At 35.6% G+C, this 19,107-nt stretch carries 16 protein-coding genes; 5 read left to right on the forward strand and 11 right to left on the reverse strand.

All coding sequences use genetic code 11. The annotated features are described in order from the left end of the window. Nucleotides 1–291 precede the first annotated feature (291 nt). The 7 genes from D7004_RS16085 to D7004_RS16115 form a co-directional block, all read right to left on the reverse strand. On the reverse strand, nt 292–1,566 hold the full coding sequence (locus D7004_RS16085; RefSeq protein WP_123206851.1) for a mechanosensitive ion channel family protein: 1,275 nt from the start codon (nt 1,564–1,566) through the stop codon (nt 292–294). 126 nt (nt 1,567–1,692) lie between these two features. After that, complete coding sequence (ispG, locus tag D7004_RS16090) at nt 1,693–3,675, reverse strand: (E)-4-hydroxy-3-methylbut-2-enyl-diphosphate synthase (protein ID WP_123206852.1); 1,983 nt, start codon at nt 3,673–3,675, stop codon at nt 1,693–1,695. A gap of 117 nt (nt 3,676–3,792) precedes the next feature. Then, a complete protein-coding gene (locus tag D7004_RS16095; protein WP_123206853.1) occupies nt 3,793–5,142 on the reverse strand; it encodes an alpha/beta fold hydrolase in 1,350 nt (449 codons plus the stop codon). Nucleotides 5,143–5,226: 84 nt separating this feature from the next. Continuing rightward, complete coding sequence (locus D7004_RS16100; protein WP_123206854.1) at nt 5,227–5,838, reverse strand: RDD family protein; 612 nt, start codon at nt 5,836–5,838, stop codon at nt 5,227–5,229. A 58-nt stretch (nt 5,839–5,896) separates the two neighbouring features. Continuing rightward, nucleotides 5,897–6,868, reverse strand: coding sequence for a LiaF transmembrane domain-containing protein (locus D7004_RS16105; protein WP_123206855.1), 972 nt, complete (start codon nt 6,866–6,868; stop codon nt 5,897–5,899). Between the two features lie 5 nt (nt 6,869–6,873). Beyond that, a complete protein-coding gene (locus tag D7004_RS16110; protein ID WP_167459521.1) occupies nt 6,874–7,548 on the reverse strand; it encodes a PspC domain-containing protein in 675 nt (224 codons plus the stop codon). A gap of 19 nt (nt 7,549–7,567) precedes the next feature. Further along, the gene (locus D7004_RS16115; protein WP_123206857.1) at nt 7,568–8,257 is read right to left on the reverse strand and encodes an SDR family oxidoreductase; all 690 of its coding nucleotides are present in this window, start codon (nt 8,255–8,257) and stop codon (nt 7,568–7,570) included. Between the two features lie 146 nt (nt 8,258–8,403). Here D7004_RS16115 and D7004_RS16120 point away from each other — a divergent pair, with 146 nt between their 5' ends. The 5 genes from D7004_RS16120 (at nt 8,404) to msrA (ending at nt 12,689) form a co-directional block, all read left to right on the forward strand. Beyond that, nucleotides 8,404–9,138: an MlaE family ABC transporter permease gene (locus D7004_RS16120; RefSeq protein WP_123206858.1), complete on the forward strand. Its 735-nt coding sequence runs from the start codon at nt 8,404–8,406 to the stop codon at nt 9,136–9,138. Then, nucleotides 9,138–9,890, forward strand: coding sequence for an ABC transporter ATP-binding protein (locus D7004_RS16125; protein WP_123206859.1), 753 nt, complete (start codon nt 9,138–9,140; stop codon nt 9,888–9,890). The genes D7004_RS16120 and D7004_RS16125 overlap by 1 nt, the downstream gene beginning before the upstream one ends. A gap of 101 nt (nt 9,891–9,991) precedes the next feature. Next, on the forward strand, nt 9,992–10,873 hold the full coding sequence (locus tag D7004_RS16130; protein WP_123206860.1) for a class I SAM-dependent methyltransferase: 882 nt from the start codon (nt 9,992–9,994) through the stop codon (nt 10,871–10,873). Between the two features lie 104 nt (nt 10,874–10,977). Continuing rightward, nucleotides 10,978–12,024 carry a hypothetical protein gene (locus D7004_RS16135; protein WP_123206861.1) on the forward strand — a complete coding sequence of 349 codons (1,047 nt, stop codon included), beginning with the start codon at nt 10,978–10,980 and terminating at the stop codon, nt 12,022–12,024. 119 nt (nt 12,025–12,143) lie between these two features. Further along, nucleotides 12,144–12,689 carry a peptide-methionine (S)-S-oxide reductase MsrA gene (gene msrA, locus D7004_RS16140; RefSeq protein ID WP_123206862.1) on the forward strand — a complete coding sequence of 182 codons (546 nt, stop codon included), beginning with the start codon at nt 12,144–12,146 and terminating at the stop codon, nt 12,687–12,689. On the opposite strand, the gene D7004_RS16145 is transcribed toward msrA, so the two are convergent. The 4 genes from D7004_RS16145 to D7004_RS16160 form a co-directional block, all read right to left on the reverse strand. Further along, on the reverse strand, nt 12,686–13,774 hold the full coding sequence (locus D7004_RS16145) for an acyl-CoA dehydrogenase family protein (RefSeq protein WP_123206863.1): 1,089 nt from the start codon (nt 13,772–13,774) through the stop codon (nt 12,686–12,688). The genes msrA and D7004_RS16145 overlap by 4 nt on opposite strands. A 49-nt stretch (nt 13,775–13,823) precedes the next feature. Then, complete coding sequence (gene pnuC / locus D7004_RS16150) at nt 13,824–14,444, reverse strand: nicotinamide riboside transporter PnuC (protein WP_123206864.1); 621 nt, start codon at nt 14,442–14,444, stop codon at nt 13,824–13,826. A gap of 888 nt (nt 14,445–15,332) precedes the next feature. Next, the gene (locus D7004_RS16155) at nt 15,333–18,191 is read right to left on the reverse strand and encodes a DNA gyrase/topoisomerase IV subunit A (protein ID WP_123206865.1); all 2,859 of its coding nucleotides are present in this window, start codon (nt 18,189–18,191) and stop codon (nt 15,333–15,335) included. A 490-nt stretch (nt 18,192–18,681) separates the two neighbouring features. Next, complete coding sequence (locus tag D7004_RS16160) at nt 18,682–19,092, reverse strand: endonuclease domain-containing protein (RefSeq protein WP_123206866.1); 411 nt, start codon at nt 19,090–19,092, stop codon at nt 18,682–18,684. Nucleotides 19,093–19,107 lie beyond the last annotated feature (15 nt).

Raw genomic sequence — 19,107 nt, forward strand, 5'->3', positions numbered from 1 at the left:
CAGCATGACGATAGTTTAATTAGGCGCTCATCACCCTGAATTTATTTCAGGGGCTTAATTATTAAGATGCTGAAATGAATTCAGCATTACGATAGTTAAATTAGGCGCTCGTCGCCCTGAATTTATTTCAGGATCTTAATTGTTGAAATGCCGAAATAAATTCAGCATGACGGTAGTTAAATTAAGCGGTCGTCACCCTGAATTTATTTCAGGGGCTTAATTGTTAATATGCTGAAATGAATTCAGCATGATGGTATTTAGAGTATGTTTTCTAAAAGATTAGTTAACTACTTAATCGTTTCCTCTACCTACAAAACCACGCATATCACTTCCGCTTGGGCTTTGAAAAATTTCTAAATCAAAATATGGAACCGCAGCCAGCAGATGGTCGAAAATATCTGCAGCCACTTCTTCAAATTTTTTAAGTGCCTTTTCTTTTGAGAAAACATAAATCTCAATGGGGAGTCCGTTTTCGGTAGCCTGCAATTGCCTAACCATAAAAGTTAAATCGGTATTGATGTGTGGGTTGCTTTCCAAATATTTTTCGGCATAAACCCTAAAAGTACCAATGTTAGTCATGTGTCTGCCGTTAACCAAATTGTTCGGATTTACAGTATTCTCAGCATTAAATTTTTCGATTTGTGCTTGCGTTTCCTTTAAGTAATCTTTCAAAAAATCAATACTTTTTAACCGACTGATAAGTTCTTCATCACAAAACTTGATGCTCGAAATTTTAATATTGATGTGCCTTTTTATTCTTCTCCCTTCACTTTCTTCCATAGCCCGCCAGTTTTTAAACGACTCGCTAACGATGGCATAACTTGGCACAATGGTTACTGTTTTATCCCAATTCCGAACTTTAATGGTGGTTAAATTAATTTCAGTTACTTCGCCATCAGCACCATATTTTTCTACTGTTATCCAATCGCCAACCCGAACCAAATCAATAGCACTCATTTGAACTGAGGCTACAAAACCTAAAATCGGGTCGCGGAAAACCAGAATAAAAACTGCAGTAACGGCACCAAATCCGCCAAAAATATATAGCGGAGATTCATTTAATATGATGGATAAAATAAGTACAAAACCTAAAATATAGATGATAATTTTTGCTACTTGCTTATAACTTCTGATGGGTTTATCAGCATATTTCCTGGAAGCTTCCATAATGGAAACTAATGCATTTAAGAAAGCATTTATCGCAAACATGGTTGCCAAAACCACATATATTTTCGAAAAAATTAAGGCATAAAACAGCCAGTTTTTAAAATCTACAAAAACAAAAGGAACAACATTGTATATAATATATGCCCCGAATATTAGCGCAAAAGCCCTGAACACTCGAAATTCAAACAATGCCTTTTGCCAATCTGATTTGGTTTTGGCGCTTTTGATAACCCCGATAAAAACTTGGCGGGTAACAAATATGGTGATGAATAAAAATAGCGTAACACCAATCAGGCCGATTAAGAAATAAGTCCAGATTAATGCACTACCATTTAAACCTTGCTCGATTAAGAGTTTTCGTAATTCACTAAATATAAATTGAAACTCCATTAAATTCATAAAGGTAATTTAGGTTTTGTTGGCAAAAAATGGAACAATTCTTAACAGATATATAGATTGCATCGTTCTTATCAATAACGTGCTCCTATTCCTATCGAAAAAAATATTCGTTAAAAACAATTAAAACTAACCTTTTTCAACCCAATTTCCATCACCTTTTATAATATCAATCAATTCATCTAATGCAAAAGCGGTGTTAACATTTTTCTTAACCACTTCTTGACCACGGTATAATGTAATTTTATCTGGTCCGGTGCCTACATAGCCATAATCAGCATCTGCCATTTCACCAGGACCATTTACAATGCAGCCCATAATACCAATTTTAAGTCCTTTCAAATGATCGGTACGAGAGCGGATTAGTTGAGTAGTTTCTTGTAAATCGAAAAGAGTTCTTCCGCAACTTGGGCAAGAAATATATTCAGTTTTACTGATTCTGGTTCTTGTTGCCTGCAAAATACCAAAACTTATTACATTAATCAGCGCTAAATTTTTATCAGCTGCGTCAATCCAAATTCCATCACCAAAACCATCAGTAAACAATGCACCAATATCTGTTGCAGCATAAAGCATTAAATTATCCGCATTAATATCTTGATAAGTTCTTTTAATAATTACCGGAACTTGAATGTTTCTCTGCTGTAAGGCGATGAAAAATGCCCGTTGTTCTGCCATTCCATGGTTAGCAGAGGTTTCGAGAATAAGTACAACATTGGTCGAATGTTCGAATGTTGAAGTGTTGAATTGTTGTGCATCAACTGCAATGAAATTTAAATATTCATCTTTTACACTGGTTTTGTTATACTCATCCAATGTAAATAAGGGATGGCAATTATTTTTATCCTTTAAATTCAACCAAGTGTTATAATTATATATCTGTTTCAGGTTTCCTGGAAATGAGAATGATGGCAATTTATCTCCCAAATAAGCCAAATCGCAAGCCTGGTCGGCAAGGTTGTATTTATCCAAACCTGCACTGTAATTGTAACCAACAGCACTTAAAAAATATGGGTCTTTTAAATTTTCTTTTGATACATCAATCATTACTACCGGATGATGATGACCACCTATGTGCTGAACAGGAGCTGTAACCCGGCGAGAATAGGCATAAGGCGAATATGTTTTGATGGTAGATGGCGTATGTAAAATGGAAGATGTGTTATCCATTTTCTGACTTACAATATCCGACTCCCGACCTCTAAAAACATATCTATCAGCCAATGCTTTTGCAACAGGTGCTTCAAATTCAGGGTCTTCAGTTAAAGAAACACGAATGGTATCTCCTAAACCATCTTCTAACAAAGTACCGATGCCAACTGCCGATTTTATGCGACCATCTTCTCCATCGCCTGCCTCGGTAACACCTAAATGCAGCGGGTAATTCATGCCCTCCTTAACCATCGTTTCTACCAGCAAACGATAAGCCTGAACCATAACCTGCGTATTGCTGGCTTTCATAGAAATTACCAGGTTGAAGTAATTCTGGTCTTCGCACATGCGGATAAATTCCATTGCAGATTCCACCATTCCTCTGGGCGTATCTCCGTAATGGCTCATAATCCTATCTGATAGTGAACCATGGTTCGTGCCAATTCGCATGGCTGTACCATATTCTTTACAGATTTTTACCAGGGGAATAAATTTCTTATAAATCCGGGAAAGCTCGGCGTTGTATGCGTCTTGGGTATATTCTATATTTTCGAATTTCTTTTTATCAGCATAGTTACCAGGATTTACACGAACCTTTTCAACAATTCGTGCTGCCATTTCCGCAGCATTTGGTGTAAAGTGGATATCGGCAATTAGGGGAACATTATAGCCTCGATAGCGAAGTTCTTTTTTTATGTTGGCAAGATTTTCTGCCTCTTTAATACTGGGGGCGGTAATACGAACATATTCGCTACCCGATTCTACCATGCGGATGGTTTGCTCAACAGTGGCTAAGGTATTCATGGTATCGGTGGTCGTCATCGATTGGATACGAATCGGATTATGACCGCCAAGTGCAATATCACCAATGTTTACCTCTCGGGTTAAAAACCTCGAATATTGCGTTAAACTGTTGCAATATCCACCACCTAATTCTGGCTTTACCAATAAATTTTCCATGTTGTTACAAAGATATAGATAGAATTTTGAATGAGCGCATTTTGAACTAGAGAATGACTTAAAATCTATATCAAACGTTCTTTTATGACTTGAGTATTTTTAATAGAAGGTTATAAATTAATCGCGGTTCAAAAACATCAATACCTTATTATTAAATTCTAAAGCTTTTTCAACGGGCACATAATGCGAAGCTCCTTTAAAAATAAAAAGCTGCGATTTAGAAATATTATCCGCAATAAATCTGGTATGCTTTTCTAAAATCATATCCTTTTCTCCAGCCATCACCAAAACTGGAGCCTTAATATATTTTAAATCGCTGGGAGTAATATGCGGTTCAGTTAATAACATGGTAAATAACTTAACTTGATATTTAGATTTCTCATCTGATTTATCTTTTAAACCTTCTATAGCCTTACGAACTTCTGCTAAGGTACTAGAAGAAACTGCTTCATTTGGATTTGTGCATGCCCCGGTAACAGCTAATTTTTTTACGTAATCAGGGTATTTTGCAGCCAAAATCAACCCAGTATTACCTCCATCACTCCACCCTAAAATATTTACTTTGCTGATGTGTAAAGAATCAAGTAATACTTTAATATCTTCTGCATAGAGATTATAGGAAAGTGGTTCCGAATTATTATCTGTACTATTACCTTGTCCGCGAGTATCAACAGCAATTACTTTGTAACTTTTCGAGAATTCCTTAATCTGCTTCTTGAAGACATTTATGGATTGGCTATTTCCATGTAACAGTAACAATGGCTCTCCTAATCCATAGGTTTCGTAATACAATTCAGCGTTTTTTACTTTAACCTTTCCAGATGCGGCAGCATTATTACCATAATTAATTGACTTCGGGGCATTAGGATTATAATTTGGTTTAAATCTCGCAAACCGGATATCTACGCCATCAATCAATACCTGTATATCATCTATCCACATTTTACCAGATCCATATAACAAAGGAAAAAGATAAATTTTCGACGATTCTTTTTGAAGTGGTAACTTCAGACTGTATTGTTTCCAGTCTTGCGTACCATATATTCTTCTGGATAATAGATTCGTAAACTGTAACTTATCATCATCTCCATCGTCAATCCTGAAAGGAAAGTCAACATGCTCTTTAACATTTTTCATTTTTAAGTAGAACTTCACCTCTACTTCAAAGCCTACATATTTTGCTGGGATAAACATCCCGGTCATAGCGTAATTAGAAGCACCTTCTTCATTAATACATTCTATCGATAAAGAATATCTTCCGTTATGCTTTTCGTTTGAATCTATTACTATCTTAAATCCACTTTTTGTAATTCCAGTATGCCAACCTACGGAAGAATTGGAACCAGGGATTATTTTTTCGAATCCTAAGTTATATTCATCCCTTTCATTATTTAAAGAGTCTGGATAAATTTGACAACATACAGTTAAGTGTGATAAGGCAAAAACTATCAAGAGTAGATATTTCATAAAGAAGGATAAAATCGTAATAAAACTACCCAATAAAAAACGATTTCTCTTTTAATTAACTTAATTTAACAATCAAAATGGAATCTATATCAAACGTTCTTTTATGACCAAAGTATCTGCAGCTATATCATGCCAGCATTGATTTTTCTTATTTAAGAAACTATAGAAATAACCAAAAAAAGCTGGGATTACAGAAATTATTTTTGAAAAGTTGCGGATGAATGATCGGCCCAATAATATTCGGCTTCCTTCTAAATCTGTTACTTTAATATTAACCAAACGCTTGCCAATTGTTGCCTGCCGTTTTGAAGATTCAGCAAAACTGCCGTAAATCAACTTTATCAGAAAAATTGCAGGAAATGGAATTAAAAAAGCCATCATACGTTGATCTTTACCTTCGATTGTGATGAAACTTACTAAAATAACAATACAGTAAACTACAAAAATCAGAAAGTGATCTATCACCGAAGCCAATAAGCGTAAATCAAAAGCAGCAAAATATTGTGGCGCAGTTTTTTGATAACTAAAACCAAGAAGCTCACGCAATTCTAAAATTGCATGAGCTTCTTTATAATCATCCATTCCAGGTTTACGAATAAACGTGTTTGGCTTTATGTTCAAATGAGCTAACTCAGCCAAATTATATGGACCTTGAGACTTACCATTTATAACAACTGTGTACTGATCAGTGTTCATTGGGTTTGATATTTAAAGGTACTGCTGCTTTAGTCTTTAAGCTTTTACCTTTGCGCTTCTAATACCTTGACACCTCAAAGTTACTCAATCCACCATCCAAATTAATAAAGATTTTTTTTGTGGATGATTTATAGTTCGATGTTTCGTAAACACCATCACTTAGTTTTTCAAATCCTTCAAAATCTTTTGCAGATAAACCAGTTTTAGTTCTAATTCTACAGCCGGAAGTTGATGGAATTTGAATTTTAACATCAGCAACACCCGACTTTACAACAACATCTGCAATTGGCAATAAATCGCCCATTTTTATATCTAATGAGGCTGCACCGCCATCAAAACGAAAGGTCCGCACTTTGTATTCTGCAAAATCAAAATCAGCTTCACCAGCACCAAGTTTCATTATAATATCCCAGTTCGGTGCTTTATTTAGTTTAAAATCTACATCGTTGCCACCGTCATTAAAATTCCACCTATTCTTTTTATTGCCCATTTTAAAGGTAAGCACGGTTGCACTATCGGTAGTTTGTTTAGTTAGGGAGAATTCACCATGTCTTTTCTTAACATCAGCTTTAATTAAATCATTTGTTTCTCCATCTAAATTAAATGAAATGCCGCCGCCAGAAATATTTAAAATGGCTTTTTTTGCATTATCGATAGCAGAAAATGGTTCTGAAAGATTTAATTGATTGTAGGATGTATCGCCGTCATTATCATCATTATCGTTATCATCAATATTGATATCAACATCATTCTTTAAACGATTGCCCCACCAAGAATTTCTGTCTGGTTCTTGCTGCCCTTTAAAGAAAAGAAATCCTAAAGTAATTACAAGTACACCAATGGAAACCATACTACCTGCCTGCGAATTATTTCTGTTGAATAAAATATTCAGCCCGGCGATAATTAGAAACACAGGCCAGAAATGCCAAACGTTGCGCCAATAAAATTCGATTACACCAAAGTTTTCTAGCAAGAGTACACCGCCAATAAAAAGCAGTAAAATACCCCAAATTAATCTATCTAATTTCATAATATTTATACTTGAGGGTTAGTAGGTGTTGAGTTTGTTTCAGGTTTTGTTTCTTCAACAATTATTGCATCAGATACAGTTTCTGTTTTCGGTTCTTCTGAAGCTTGTTGTTGATTTTGAAATGCCGCCCATTCGTTTTTTCTTTTCGATTTAGCGATAATGCTAATACCTAGAACGATAAATATTACCGGCCAGAAATTTCTAAACCTAAACCAATCGGGAATAAAATCAAACTCACGCATTAAGAAAAAGCAGCCAACTACAAGTAAAAGCAAACCACCAATTGTACGTCCGGTATCGTTAGGCTTGTTGTATTGATTAAAATTTGCTTGAGTTTCAAAAGGTGTTTTCTGCGCATCATTTATCGGCTGCGACCAATTTGTATTACTTGAACCAACCGGCCCTGCAAAAGCATCTGCCTGAGCAAATGGCGGCACATTTGGATTATTTTTATTAAAGTAATTATTAAATTTTGAGAATTTTGCTGCCGGGTCGTTATTTACCGGAACAATAATCCACATAATAATATAGGCAACCAAACCGGCTCCAGCCATAAAAATGGTTGATAATGCAAACAATAATCTAACGATGGTTACCTCTACCTGCATGTAATCTGCTAGGCCAGAAGCTACACCGGCAATCATTTTATCGTGTTCGTTTCTAAAAAGCTTCTTTTCCATAACGCTGTTCATTTTGTGTTTAAAAATCTAGCGGAGTGATTAGCACTTCATCAACATTTACCCCTTTACTTAAGTTTAAAATGGTAAATAAAATCTCTGCAATATCTTCAGGCTGTACAAATTTTTCATCTGGAATTGTTGTTCCATCCCAGGATGATGTTTTGGTAGAACCCGGCAGAAAAGCAGTTACTTTAACGTTGTGTGGAGCTAACTCTTGCCGCAATACATGATTAAGACTTAACATCGCTGCTTTTGTTACACTATAACTTCCACCATTTTTTACGGGTGCATTACTGGCGACTGAACAAATGTTAAAGATATGGCCACGTTGCGCTACACGCATCTTTTTACCGATTAATTTACTGATGTAATAACCAGCATTAACATTTATTTGCTGTTGCATTTCGAAGGTTTCGTCATCCTCATCAAACAAACTTCCGGGCATAAAAGCGCCAACATTGTTTACTAAAACATCGATAAAGCCAATTTCATTTTCAATAGTATTTAGCAATTCATAAACTTGCTGCTTCACAGCACAATCTGCCGCGTAAATAAATATTGTTCTTCCAAAATTTGATAATTCATCTCGAAACTTTTCTAACTCATTCTGATTTCTTGCAACAAGAACTAAGTCATAGCCTTCTTTACACAATTTAATGGCTATTGCTTTACCAATTCCTTTTGTTGCCCCGGTTATTAAAGCTTTCATATTTTATGGTTTAATATTTGTAAGCAAAAAACCATATTTATATTCTAAACCACGAATATTTTTGCAATAAACAAAGTGCTACAACTTTTTTATCGTTTCTTTGTAGTATTATATATTGAATATTTAAACTAAGCAACACATACGGAATGAATTTTACCAATTTCGGCAGGTACGTACTGCTACTCAAATCTGTATTCAGAAAGCCGGAAAAACTGAAGATATATCTTAAAGAGATAGCAAAGCAGATGGACTATGTGGGCGTAGGTTCTGTTGGGCTAATAGCGATTATTTCTACATTTATTGGCGCAGTAATGACATTACAAATTGCTTTCCAGCTGGTTAGTGATTTTATTCCGAAAACAATTATTGGTTCGGTAAATAGAGATTCTAGTATTTTAGAATTAAGTCCTACAATTAGCGCAATCGTTTTGGCTGGAAAAATTGGTTCTGCCATCTCTTCAGAAATTGGATCTATGCGTGTAACCGAACAAATTGATGCTTTGGAAATTATGGGTATCAATGCACCAGGTTATTTAATACTTCCAAAAATTATATCAGGCATAACCATGGTACCAATGTTGGTTATCATTTCTATGTTTTTAAGCATTACTGGTGGTTATATTGGCGGTTCGATATCTGGAGCTGTTACTCCGGCAGAATATCTTCAAGGTATTACAACCGATTTTAATCCTTATACAATTGTTGTGGCTTTAGTTAAAGCTTTCGTTTTTGGATTTATTATCACCTCTGTTCCGGCTTACGAAGGTTTTTATGTTCGTGGTGGTGCGTTAGAAGTATCTCAAGCAAGTACCAGAGCAGTTGTTATTAGCTGTATTTCTATTCTTGTTTGCGATTATTTGGTTACTCAACTTTTATTATAATGATTGAAGTAAAAGATATTTACAAATCCTTTTCAGGAAATGATGTTTTACAAGGCATTTCCGGGAAGTTTGAAGAAGGTGTTACCAACTTAATTATTGGTGGTTCTGGTTCGGGTAAAACTACATTACTTAAATGTATGGTGGGTTTGCATCAGCCAGATTCAGGTTCTGTATTATACGATGGACGTGATTTTACACCAATGACATACGAACAACGTATTGATGTTCGTAAAGAAATCGGTATGCTTTTCCAAGGTTCAGCGCTTTTTGATAGTATGACTGTGGAAGACAACATCATGTTTCCGCTAAATATGTTTACAGAGCAAACCAGAAAAGAAAAGTTAGAGCGTGTTAATTTTTGTCTGGAGCGAGTAAATCTAGTTGGAAAGAATGCATTGTTCCCGGCAGAATTATCTGGAGGAATGAAAAAACGAGTGGGTATAGCTCGTGCTATTTCTATGAACCCAAAATATTTGTTTTGTGATGAACCCAACTCGGGCTTAGATCCTAAAACATCTATCGTTATTGATGAACTAATACAGGAACTAACAGAAGAATTTAAAACAACTACTATTGTTGTTACCCACGATATGAACTCCGTGATGGGTATTGGCGATTATATTTTATTCTTACACGAAGGCAAAAAATTCTGGGAAGGCAGCAATAAAGAAATTGCCCATACTGATATAAAAGAACTGAACGATTTTGTGTTTGCAAGTCGTTTTATGAAAGCTGCGAAAGATAAGTTTTAATGATCAATCCTTATTATTTCTAGGCAGCAATTTCATATAATTATAACATTACCTTTAGATTGCTTTGTGCCTCGCGGTAACGAAAAACATATATTTAACAAATGATACAATTACTTGCCCCAACCCATTGGAAAGATTATGAACTAATAGATTGTGGGGATTTCGAAAAATTAGAACGTTTTGGTAATGTTACCCTAATACGACCAGAACCTCAGGCCGTTTGGAAAAAAACATTATCAGAGCAGGAATGGAAAAAAATAGCAAATATTACTTTTCGAGGTCGTTCAGCTACATCGGGTGAGTGGGTAAAAAAAAATCCAGCTACACCAGATCGCTGGCATGTTGAATATAAAAACAATGAAGTTGCCATTAAACTTCGTTTAGGATTAACCTCTTTTAAACATGTTGGTGTTTTCCCTGAACAGGCTGTAAACTGGGATTTCATTTCTTCATCAATCAAAAAATTTAAAACACCTCAACCTAAGGTTTTAAACCTATTTGCATACACAGGTGCAGCATCACTTATTGCTAATGCTGCTGGTGCAGAAACTACACATGTTGATTCTATTAAACAGGTTGTAACCTGGGCTAATGAAAACCAAGAACTTTCGGGTTTAAAAAACACAAGGTGGATGGTTGAAGATGCTTTGAAATTTGTAAAAAAGGAGCTTAAAAGAGGTAAAAAATACAATGGCATAATCTTAGATCCACCAGCATACGGTCACGGACCAAATGGCGAAAAATGGAAACTGGAAGATCATATTCAGGAAATGATGCAAGATGTTGTGCAGCTGTTAGACGAAAAAGAACATTTTTTAATTTTAAATACGTACTCTTTAGGATTTTCTTCCGTAATTGTAGAAAATTTAATTCGCACATCTTTCCCTAATGTTAAAAATTTAGAAACCGGAGAATTGTATCTTCAAGCCACTGCAGGCATTAAACTTCCACTTGGCGTTTTTGGTAAATTCTGCAATGTGTAATATGTTGATTACTTTATTTTGAAGTACCGGTTTAGCATCCTACTTTCATGTATAAACAGATTTGGAAAAACTGTCTAAACATTAAAAATCTATAAAATAACTCTATGAAATTTCCTCAAGTAGCGGGCACCTTAGTTCTTGGTTTTGCCGCAATCAGTTTATTTGCCAACTGTAATTCGGATGGTAAAGGCGGTGGCGTTGGTAAAATATTTTCTTCTGATACCAGCAAAAAGAAAACCGATTCTACAGTAAATGTGATGAAACCTGTTGACCCAAAATTATATGATTCTTTGGTTCGCAAATTATCTAATGGTGATACTACTGGAAAGTGGCCTGTTAAAAATCAGCCAACCCCTTTAGCTGGTGCTATTCTTCCATTTAAACGTATTGTGGTTTATTATGGTAATTTACACTCAAAAAAAATGGGTGCTCTTGGCGAATATGCACCAAAAGAAATGTGGCAGCGATTAAATACAGAAGTTAAGCGTTGGGAAAAAGCAGACCCTACAACTCCAGTTCAACCTGGCTTGCATTATATTGCAGCAGTAGCGAGCGGGACACCGGGTAGAGATGGAAAATATATTAATCGCATGGCAAACAAGCAGATAGATTCTGTTTTAGCAATCTCCAAAATGCAACCTAATACCATTGTATTTCTAGATTTGCAAGTTGCGTTGAGTACAATTAAAGCAGAACTTCCTCATATAGAGAAATATTTACAATTACCTTATGTACACTTAGGCATCGACCCAGAATTTTCTATGAAAGACGGTTCCCTGCCTGGGAAAAAAATCGGCACCTATGATGCAGCGGATATCAATTATGTAACTGGTTACCTTGCAGACCTAGTTAAGAAATACAATTTGCCTCCGAAAGTATTCGTTTTACATCGATTTACTAAAAAAATGGTAACCAATTCTGCCAACATAAAATTACGTCCGGAAGTGCAAGTAGTTATGCACATGGATGGTTGGGGCGAGCCTGAATTGAAAAAAGGTACTTACCGTCATTTCATATTTAGCGAACCTGTGCAATTTACCGGCTTTAAATTGTTCTATAAAAATGATTTGAAAAAGGATCCAAAACGCTTAATGACACCCGAAGAATTGTTGAAATTAACACCTAAGCCAATATATATTCAATATCAGTAGTGTACTATAATTCTATTCGAAATTAGGATTTAAATCCTTCAAAAAGCCTCTTGCAATAATACAAGAGGCTTTTTTTGTACAAGTAAAACCTTTCGCATTAAATTTTCGTTAATAGAATTATGCAGACAGCGATATTTGGCGGAGGATGCTTTTGGTGCACAGAAGCAGTTTTTCAATCATTACAAGGTGTAGAAAAAGTAGTTTCAGGCTACATGGGCGGCGCCTTAAAACATCCAACATATATGGAAATTTCTAATGGCAATACCGGTCATGCGGAAGTTATTCAAATTGATTTTGATGAAACACAGATTTCATTTAATGAGTTGTTATTGATTTTCTTTAAAACACACAATCCAACTTTACTTAACAGACAAGATAGTGATAGAGGAATTCAATATCGTTCGGTAGTGTTTTACGATACACAAGAACAAAAGCGTGAAACTGAAAAAATGATAACTGAATTAACAAGGGATAATATCTTTGATAGGCCAATTATAACCGAATTAAGTCCTGTTTCCGAATTTTATGATGCTGAGGATTATCATCAAAATTACTTTAGTAAAAATCATGAAAAGCCTTATTGCTCATTTGTCATTCAACCTAAGCTAGACAAATTTGTAAGAGAATTTCAGGATAAAATTAAACCAGAATTGCTTGGCGATTAATCGATAAAAGTAAGTAATGCATGCTGGCTTGCTGTATGAATATCTCTCCAAACCCGATTAATTTCTGATTCCTTTTTTGCAGCTTCTAAACCACAATAGGGGAAAAGTGAATCTGTTGCGACTCGACATGCATGCGCTAATTTTCTACTGGTAAGGCTCACTTCCTTCAACTTATCCTCCTCAATAGAGCCTTTGGTTTTTAATTCTTTCCATGATTCATCAAATGTTTGATAGAAAATCGCTCTCAATCCTTCTACTTCTGATTTGTTACGCCGTAATTCTGAATTGAAATAAGCAATTTGACTTTCGCTGTACCTCTTCAATCCTGATCGTGATGAAAATGATTCTTCTACGAGGCGAATAAAATGATTAGTCATACCCAAGCTATTTACGGCTAAAGTAGTTTCGGCTAATTGCAAAAAAGGGTAATCAAATCCATTTTCGTCAAATTTGATATCATTGTTGATTTTAAATGTTCTATTGAAAGGAACTTTTAAGTTTTTAACTTCAAAAGCATGACTACCAGTGGCAATTAGACCAAAGTAAGACCAGCCTGCTAAAATTTCAATTTCGTGTTTTCTAAGTATGAATGATAGAATTTGTGGATGACCGTCTTCATCCAATATATCTGTACCATCTTCATTCTTGATTAAACAATTGGCCGTAAAAATTGTGGCATGTAGCGCTCCGCTTGCGTATTTCCAATGTCCGTTAATTGTATAGCCATCATCAGTTTTAATGGCAACGCCACCAACTGCACCACTGCCTGCAAAACAAACTTTTCTATCAGTAAAGATTTCTGTTGCTAAATCCTTATCTAAAAACCCTGCGAACCAGGCTGCACCAGCACATAAAGTTATGGTCCAACCTAAACTTCCATCCGCCTCAGCAAGTTCTTCTTCTAATCTTAAAATTTCGGGCAATTCTTTTCCTGCACCACCATACACCTTAGGCACAAAAAGTTTAAACCAGTTTTCTTGATAAGCCAGTTCCAAAATTTCTGGATGTAATTTACCCATTGCTTCTGATTGGGCAGCAAGCTTCTTTACTTGTTCTTGCCAGGTTTGGGTTATCGTATTTTGCATATGTTTAATTTTAACCAAGAATTCATTTACAGAATTGATCTGTTATGAACTAATCCGTTACGAGTTTTTTTTTACTAATAATTTTCTTCCAATCTAAAAAACCAAAAATGGCTACCACAAAAAGAAAAGTAGTTAAACACGCCATTAGTGGTAGTTTTTTATGAAACAATAGCGGTATTGCAACGATGTTGGAGATATTTAGAAAAATCCAGTTTTCGATTTTACGTTTTGCCAAAAGCCACATGCCTGCCCAAGCTGTTGACGAAACAAATGCATCAAGAAGAGGGACATCAGAATCGGTGTGATTTCGCAATACAAAATAAAAAATAAAGAAGCCAACAACAGAAATTAACACTGCAATTGTAAGCTCTTTGCTAGTACTCCACGAAACCTGGTTTTGCCCATCGGCTTTGCGTTTTTTCCAAATTACCCATCCGTAAACGCTCATAATCAAATAATAAATACTTAAAAGCATTTCTGCGTACAGCTTAATATTTAGCAACAGAAACATGGATAATAAAATTGAGATAATTCCTGTTGGATAAAGCCAGATGCTATTTTTCTTTGCCAACAAAACTTCTGATACACCAAAACCGACAGCCATCCATTCTACAATAGATGTATTTACAATTTGCTTTTGAAAAAGATTAAACCACTCTTGAAAATTCATTTACAATACGCTACGTCTTTCGACCAATAAAAATTATTGAAAAACTGCTTTCGGGGCGAAACAGCATTGTAAATTTGACCTCTTCCCTACGTCGGCATTATCCGAATCAGGTGCATTAAAAAGTCGAAAGGTTTTGAGGTGTAAGGCATAAGGTGAAAACCCTTAACCTTAAGCCTTTTTCCTTAAGCCTCTTAAATGGGTGTAATCTCAGCCTTTTGTTCGCAACAGAAATTGCAGAATTCAAAAAGCACCCCTTTGAGTAAGACAAATATAGTTTTTATAATGGAAGATGAAGAGTTTTAATTATCATTCAGAATTTTTCCCGGTCGTCATGCTGAAGTTATTTCAACATCTTTCATGCAAAAGCAGCCTTGCTATTAGGACCCTGAAATGAAATCAGGGTGACGAGCGTTCATAGCAATTTAATGATATATAGCATTGCGCTTTCCCGGTCGTCATGCTGAATTTATTTCAGCATCTTTCATGCAAAGCAGCCTTGCTATTAAGACCCTGAAATGAATTCAGGGTGACGAGCGTTCGAAGCAATTTTAAGTCTGCCGATACCTCATAAATCCAGATGAAAGTTATTTACGCGTAGCATTGCATTAGTGCAATGGGTTTCGCGGTCGTCATGCTGAAGTTATTTCAGCATCTTTCCTAATAAGCAGCCTTGCTATTGAGACCCTGAAATGAATTCAGGGTGACGACCTTTCATAGCGAATTTTAATGAGATCTAGTATTGCGTTTTCGAGGTCGTCATGCTGAAGTTATTTCAACATCTTTCATAATAAGCTACCTTGATATTAAGACCCTGAAATGAATTCAGGGTTACGACCGTTCATAGCATTTTAAGTCTGCAGATGCCTCTCAATAACGAAATCATTATAACTAAAACAAGCCCAATTGCCCTTTATCATCAATCTCAATATCATTCGGATTGGTAATCTCAAAATCTATTTTCTTAGCTGGTTTTTCCTCAGCTTTCGGTTTATCGGCTTCACTTTTTTGTGCTGGTTTTGCATCTTCCTCTTTAGGAGGTTCTACAACAGGCGTTTGAACAGCTTTTTCTTCTAGCTTATTATCATTTACCGGCAGCTGTTCAATAACCTTAGATTTTGTTGGTTCTAATATTGGTTCCTCAACAACTTCAGTTGCGAAGGTTTCCTGTTCAGTAAAATCAACAGCATCTTCAGTTTCAAGAGAAATTTCTTCCTCAACATTATCGCCTGAAATAATTTCTTCTACTTCGATTTCTGGTTCAACCAATTTAACTTTCTGTACATCATGTGGTGATAGTCGATTACCATTAGCTTTCAAGCCCTTAACATCAATCGCTTCAGATAAAACAACTTCTATCGTTTCAGGAATTTGGGTTTTGCCTTTTAAAACATCTACTACAACTTTTGCAGCAGGATTTGCCGTTAAATACAACAATTTGGATTTCTGCTCTTCGCTGATGAAAATTGTTTTACGCCCTATAGATTGTAATTCGAAAACGAAGCGTTTTATAAAATAATTTTGTGCTTTACCCTCGAAATGAACCGCAGCAAAAACTTTTTCAGGGTCGAACTTTTCAATTAAAATCAAACCATCATCAAAATGATTGCTTAACTCGAATGAACTTAATTCATAGTAACCATCTTTATGGATTTGCAAAATTCTATCATCGCCATCAAATTCCCCAAGAAATTTTCCTCTGCCATCAACATTCAGGCGTTTCAATAAATCATCATACCAAATCTTAAGTCCTGATAAAGTTGAAACACCTTTGCTTTTCAACACAATTTTTTTAACCGGGTATTTTGAAATAATATTTCCTTGAGAACCACGACCTTTTATTACAACTTCGGCAAAATCCTGGTCGAATTGAAGTTTACGAAGTTTAGAATGCGGTTTCAAAGCCACACTTACAATTTCGGCTTCTCCATTTGGGTTTGCAGAAAAATACAATACTTTTGAGCCTTTTGTTCCTTTAGTTAAGTCGTATTCTTTATCGCGGGTAACGCCAACAACCGCAAAACGTTTAATGTATGCTGTACCTGTAGAGCCATCTTTATAAATCATATTATAAATGGTTCGTTCATCATTTTTCTTAAAAACCTGGGCATGAATAATTCCTTTACCTACAAAAGTTTTATCGGCTACTTTGGTAATGATACATTTCCCATCCTCACGAAACACAATCACTTCATCAATATCAGAGCAATCGGCAATAAATTCATCTTTACGTAAACCGGTTCCAATAAAACCATCTTCGCGATTCATGTACAATTTAACATTCGCTAAAGCTACTTTGGATGCCTCAACCCTATCAAACAATCTGATTTCTGTTTTACGTTCTCTGCCTTTGCTGTATTTATCCTTTAGCCTTTGAAACCAGGCAATGGCATAGTCTGTTAAATGTTTTAAATGATTTTTAACCACTTTGATTTCATCTTCCAGATTTTTCATTTGCTCATCAGCCTTTTTCACATCAAAACGGGTGATGCTACTCATCGGCTTATCGATTAGCTTTTTAAAATCTTCTGGTAAAATTTCGCGGTAAAGTGATGGTTTAAACGGTTCGAATAGAACATGCAACACCTCTACCACGTTATCAAAATTGGGCGAATTTTCATATTCAGGATTTTTATACATCCCTTCCTGAATAAATATTTTGAGTAATGAACTAAAGAAAATTTTCTCTTGCAACTCATGCAAACGAATTTCAAGTTCCTTTTTTAGTAAGCGTTTAGTGTGTTTTGTATTTTCAATCAGGATATCATTTACACTTAAAAAATGTGGCTTATCATCCTGAATGATACATGTATTTGGAGAGATGGAAACTTCACAAGCGGTAAAAGCATACAACGCATCTATGGTTACATCGGGCGAAATACCTGGCGCCAAATGCACAATAATTTCTACATGCGCTGCTGTACTATCTTCAATTTTTTTGATTTTGATTTTGCCCTTATCATTGGCGGCCAAAATACTATCAATTACCGAACTTGTTGTGGTGCTATACGGAACTTCGGTAATCACCAAAGTCTTTTTATCTTTTTCCGTTATTTTTGCCCTAACCCGAATTTTACCACCACGTTGCCCCTCGTTGTAATTCGAGAAATCGGCCATTCCACCTGTAAAAAAATCTGGCAAAATGTTCGGCCGAACACCTTTTAAAGCTTCAATTGATGCATCTAAAAGTTCGATAAAATTATGTGGCATTACTTTGGTTGCCAAACCAACGGCAATTCCTTCTGCTCCTTGCGCCAATAGCAATGGGAATTTAACCGGTAAGGTAATTGGTTCGTTGTTTCTTCCGTCGTAACTTAATTGCCACTCGGTGGTATCGGCATTAAAAACAACTTCATTCGCAAATTTTGATAGTCGTGCTTCTATGTATCGTGGAGCTGCAGCACTATCGCCGGTAATTGGGTCGCCCCAGTTGCCTTGCATATCAATAAGCAAATCTTTCTGACCAATTTGCACCATTGCATCGCCTATGGAAGCATCGCCATGCGGATGATACTTCATTGTATTACCGATAACGTTTGCAGCTTTGTTGAAACGACCATCGTCCATTTCTTTCAGCGAATGCATAATACGTCGCTGAACGGGTTTTAAACCGTCATGAATGTGCGGCACAGCACGATCTAGAATTACATAAGACGCATAATCGAGGAACCAGTTTTCGTATAAACCGTTAATTGGGGTTATGGTATGTTTGTGTTCTTCGTTTAGGTTTTGGTCTAATTCTTCACTCATCTAATTACAAAAATTGGCAGCCGTAAATATAATAAAAATGATTTTACGGAATGATTGAGGTTATTCACATTTAATGAATGATTATTTTATAGAAAGATTAATGTTTGAGGATTTAAGCTTTGACAAATTTTTTGCTTGTCCGCTATTAAATTTGTCAAAGGGACGTTTGTGTTGTTACAGACCATTAAGCTTTGACAAATTTCTTGCTTATCCGCTATTAAATTTGTCAAAGCTAGGGACGGTTTGTGTATTTTACAGATTATTGAGCTTTGACAAATTTCTTGCTTATCCGCTATTAAATTTGTCAAAGCTAGGGACGTTTTGTGTTTGTATAGATTATTAAGCTTTGACAAATTTCTTGCTTGTCCGCTATTAAATTTGTCAAAGCTTGTAGAATTGATTTCTCTTTTTACACTAAAATTCAAATTAAATAAAAATCCAAATCTTGATTATGCAGGTATAAGCCCTGTCTCCCCCGCTGGCGGGGGAATTAAAGGGGGTGGTTGTTTTTGTTATTGTTAAACCCTTCAACATAAAAGCATATAGCACGATTAACATTTACAATATCTTTAAGAATTTCATCATCATTGAATCGAAGCACAGTAAACCCAATGTCGATCAAAAGCTTATCTCTTGTGATATCTTTTTTCGCTACATCTTCCCAATGATGTGTTAAACCATCAACCTCAATAATGAGCATCAACTCTTTACACATAAAATCAACAATAAAATTTAATATTGGTCTTTGCCTTCGAAATTGGTAGCCCATCATCTGTTTACCACTTAACACATATTTCCAAAGGCAGGCTTCCGCCTTTGTCATGTCTTTTCGGTTAGAATTAGCAAATTTCTTAAGATTAGTGTTGTAATGCCAAAGATTATCTTTATTAGCCTCATCCATATTTCAAGATAAGAA

This window comes from Pedobacter jejuensis (assembly GCF_003725795.1).
Lineage (GTDB): Bacteria > Bacteroidota > Bacteroidia > Sphingobacteriales > Sphingobacteriaceae > Pedobacter > Pedobacter jejuensis.

Bases quoted from the DNA above. Each gene is read 5' to 3' on its own strand.
- D7004_RS16085 (WP_123206851.1), bottom strand. From the start codon at position 1,566: ATGAATTTAATGGAGTTTCAATTTATATTTAGTGAATTACGAAAACTC.
- ispG (WP_123206852.1), bottom strand. From the start codon at position 3,675: ATGGAAAATTTATTGGTAAAGCCAGAATTAGGTGGTGGATATTGCAAC.
- D7004_RS16095 (WP_123206853.1), bottom strand. From the start codon at position 5,142: ATGAAATATCTACTCTTGATAGTTTTTGCCTTATCACACTTAACTGTA.
- D7004_RS16100 (WP_123206854.1), bottom strand. From the start codon at position 5,838: ATGAACACTGATCAGTACACAGTTGTTATAAATGGTAAGTCTCAAGGT.
- D7004_RS16105 (WP_123206855.1), bottom strand. From the start codon at position 6,868: ATGAAATTAGATAGATTAATTTGGGGTATTTTACTGCTTTTTATTGGC.
- D7004_RS16110 (WP_167459521.1), bottom strand. From the start codon at position 7,548: ATGGAAAAGAAGCTTTTTAGAAACGAACACGATAAAATGATTGCCGGT.
- D7004_RS16115 (WP_123206857.1), bottom strand. From the start codon at position 8,257: ATGAAAGCTTTAATAACCGGGGCAACAAAAGGAATTGGTAAAGCAATA.
- D7004_RS16120 (WP_123206858.1), top strand. From the start codon at position 8,404: ATGAATTTTACCAATTTCGGCAGGTACGTACTGCTACTCAAATCTGTA.
- D7004_RS16125 (WP_123206859.1), top strand. From the start codon at position 9,138: ATGATTGAAGTAAAAGATATTTACAAATCCTTTTCAGGAAATGATGTT.
- D7004_RS16130 (WP_123206860.1), top strand. From the start codon at position 9,992: ATGATACAATTACTTGCCCCAACCCATTGGAAAGATTATGAACTAATA.
- D7004_RS16135 (WP_123206861.1), top strand. From the start codon at position 10,978: ATGAAATTTCCTCAAGTAGCGGGCACCTTAGTTCTTGGTTTTGCCGCA.
- msrA (WP_123206862.1), top strand. From the start codon at position 12,144: ATGCAGACAGCGATATTTGGCGGAGGATGCTTTTGGTGCACAGAAGCA.
- D7004_RS16145 (WP_123206863.1), bottom strand. From the start codon at position 13,774: ATGCAAAATACGATAACCCAAACCTGGCAAGAACAAGTAAAGAAGCTT.
- pnuC (WP_123206864.1), bottom strand. From the start codon at position 14,444: ATGAATTTTCAAGAGTGGTTTAATCTTTTTCAAAAGCAAATTGTAAAT.
- D7004_RS16155 (WP_123206865.1), bottom strand. From the start codon at position 18,191: ATGAGTGAAGAATTAGACCAAAACCTAAACGAAGAACACAAACATACC.
- D7004_RS16160 (WP_123206866.1), bottom strand. From the start codon at position 19,092: ATGGATGAGGCTAATAAAGATAATCTTTGGCATTACAACACTAATCTT.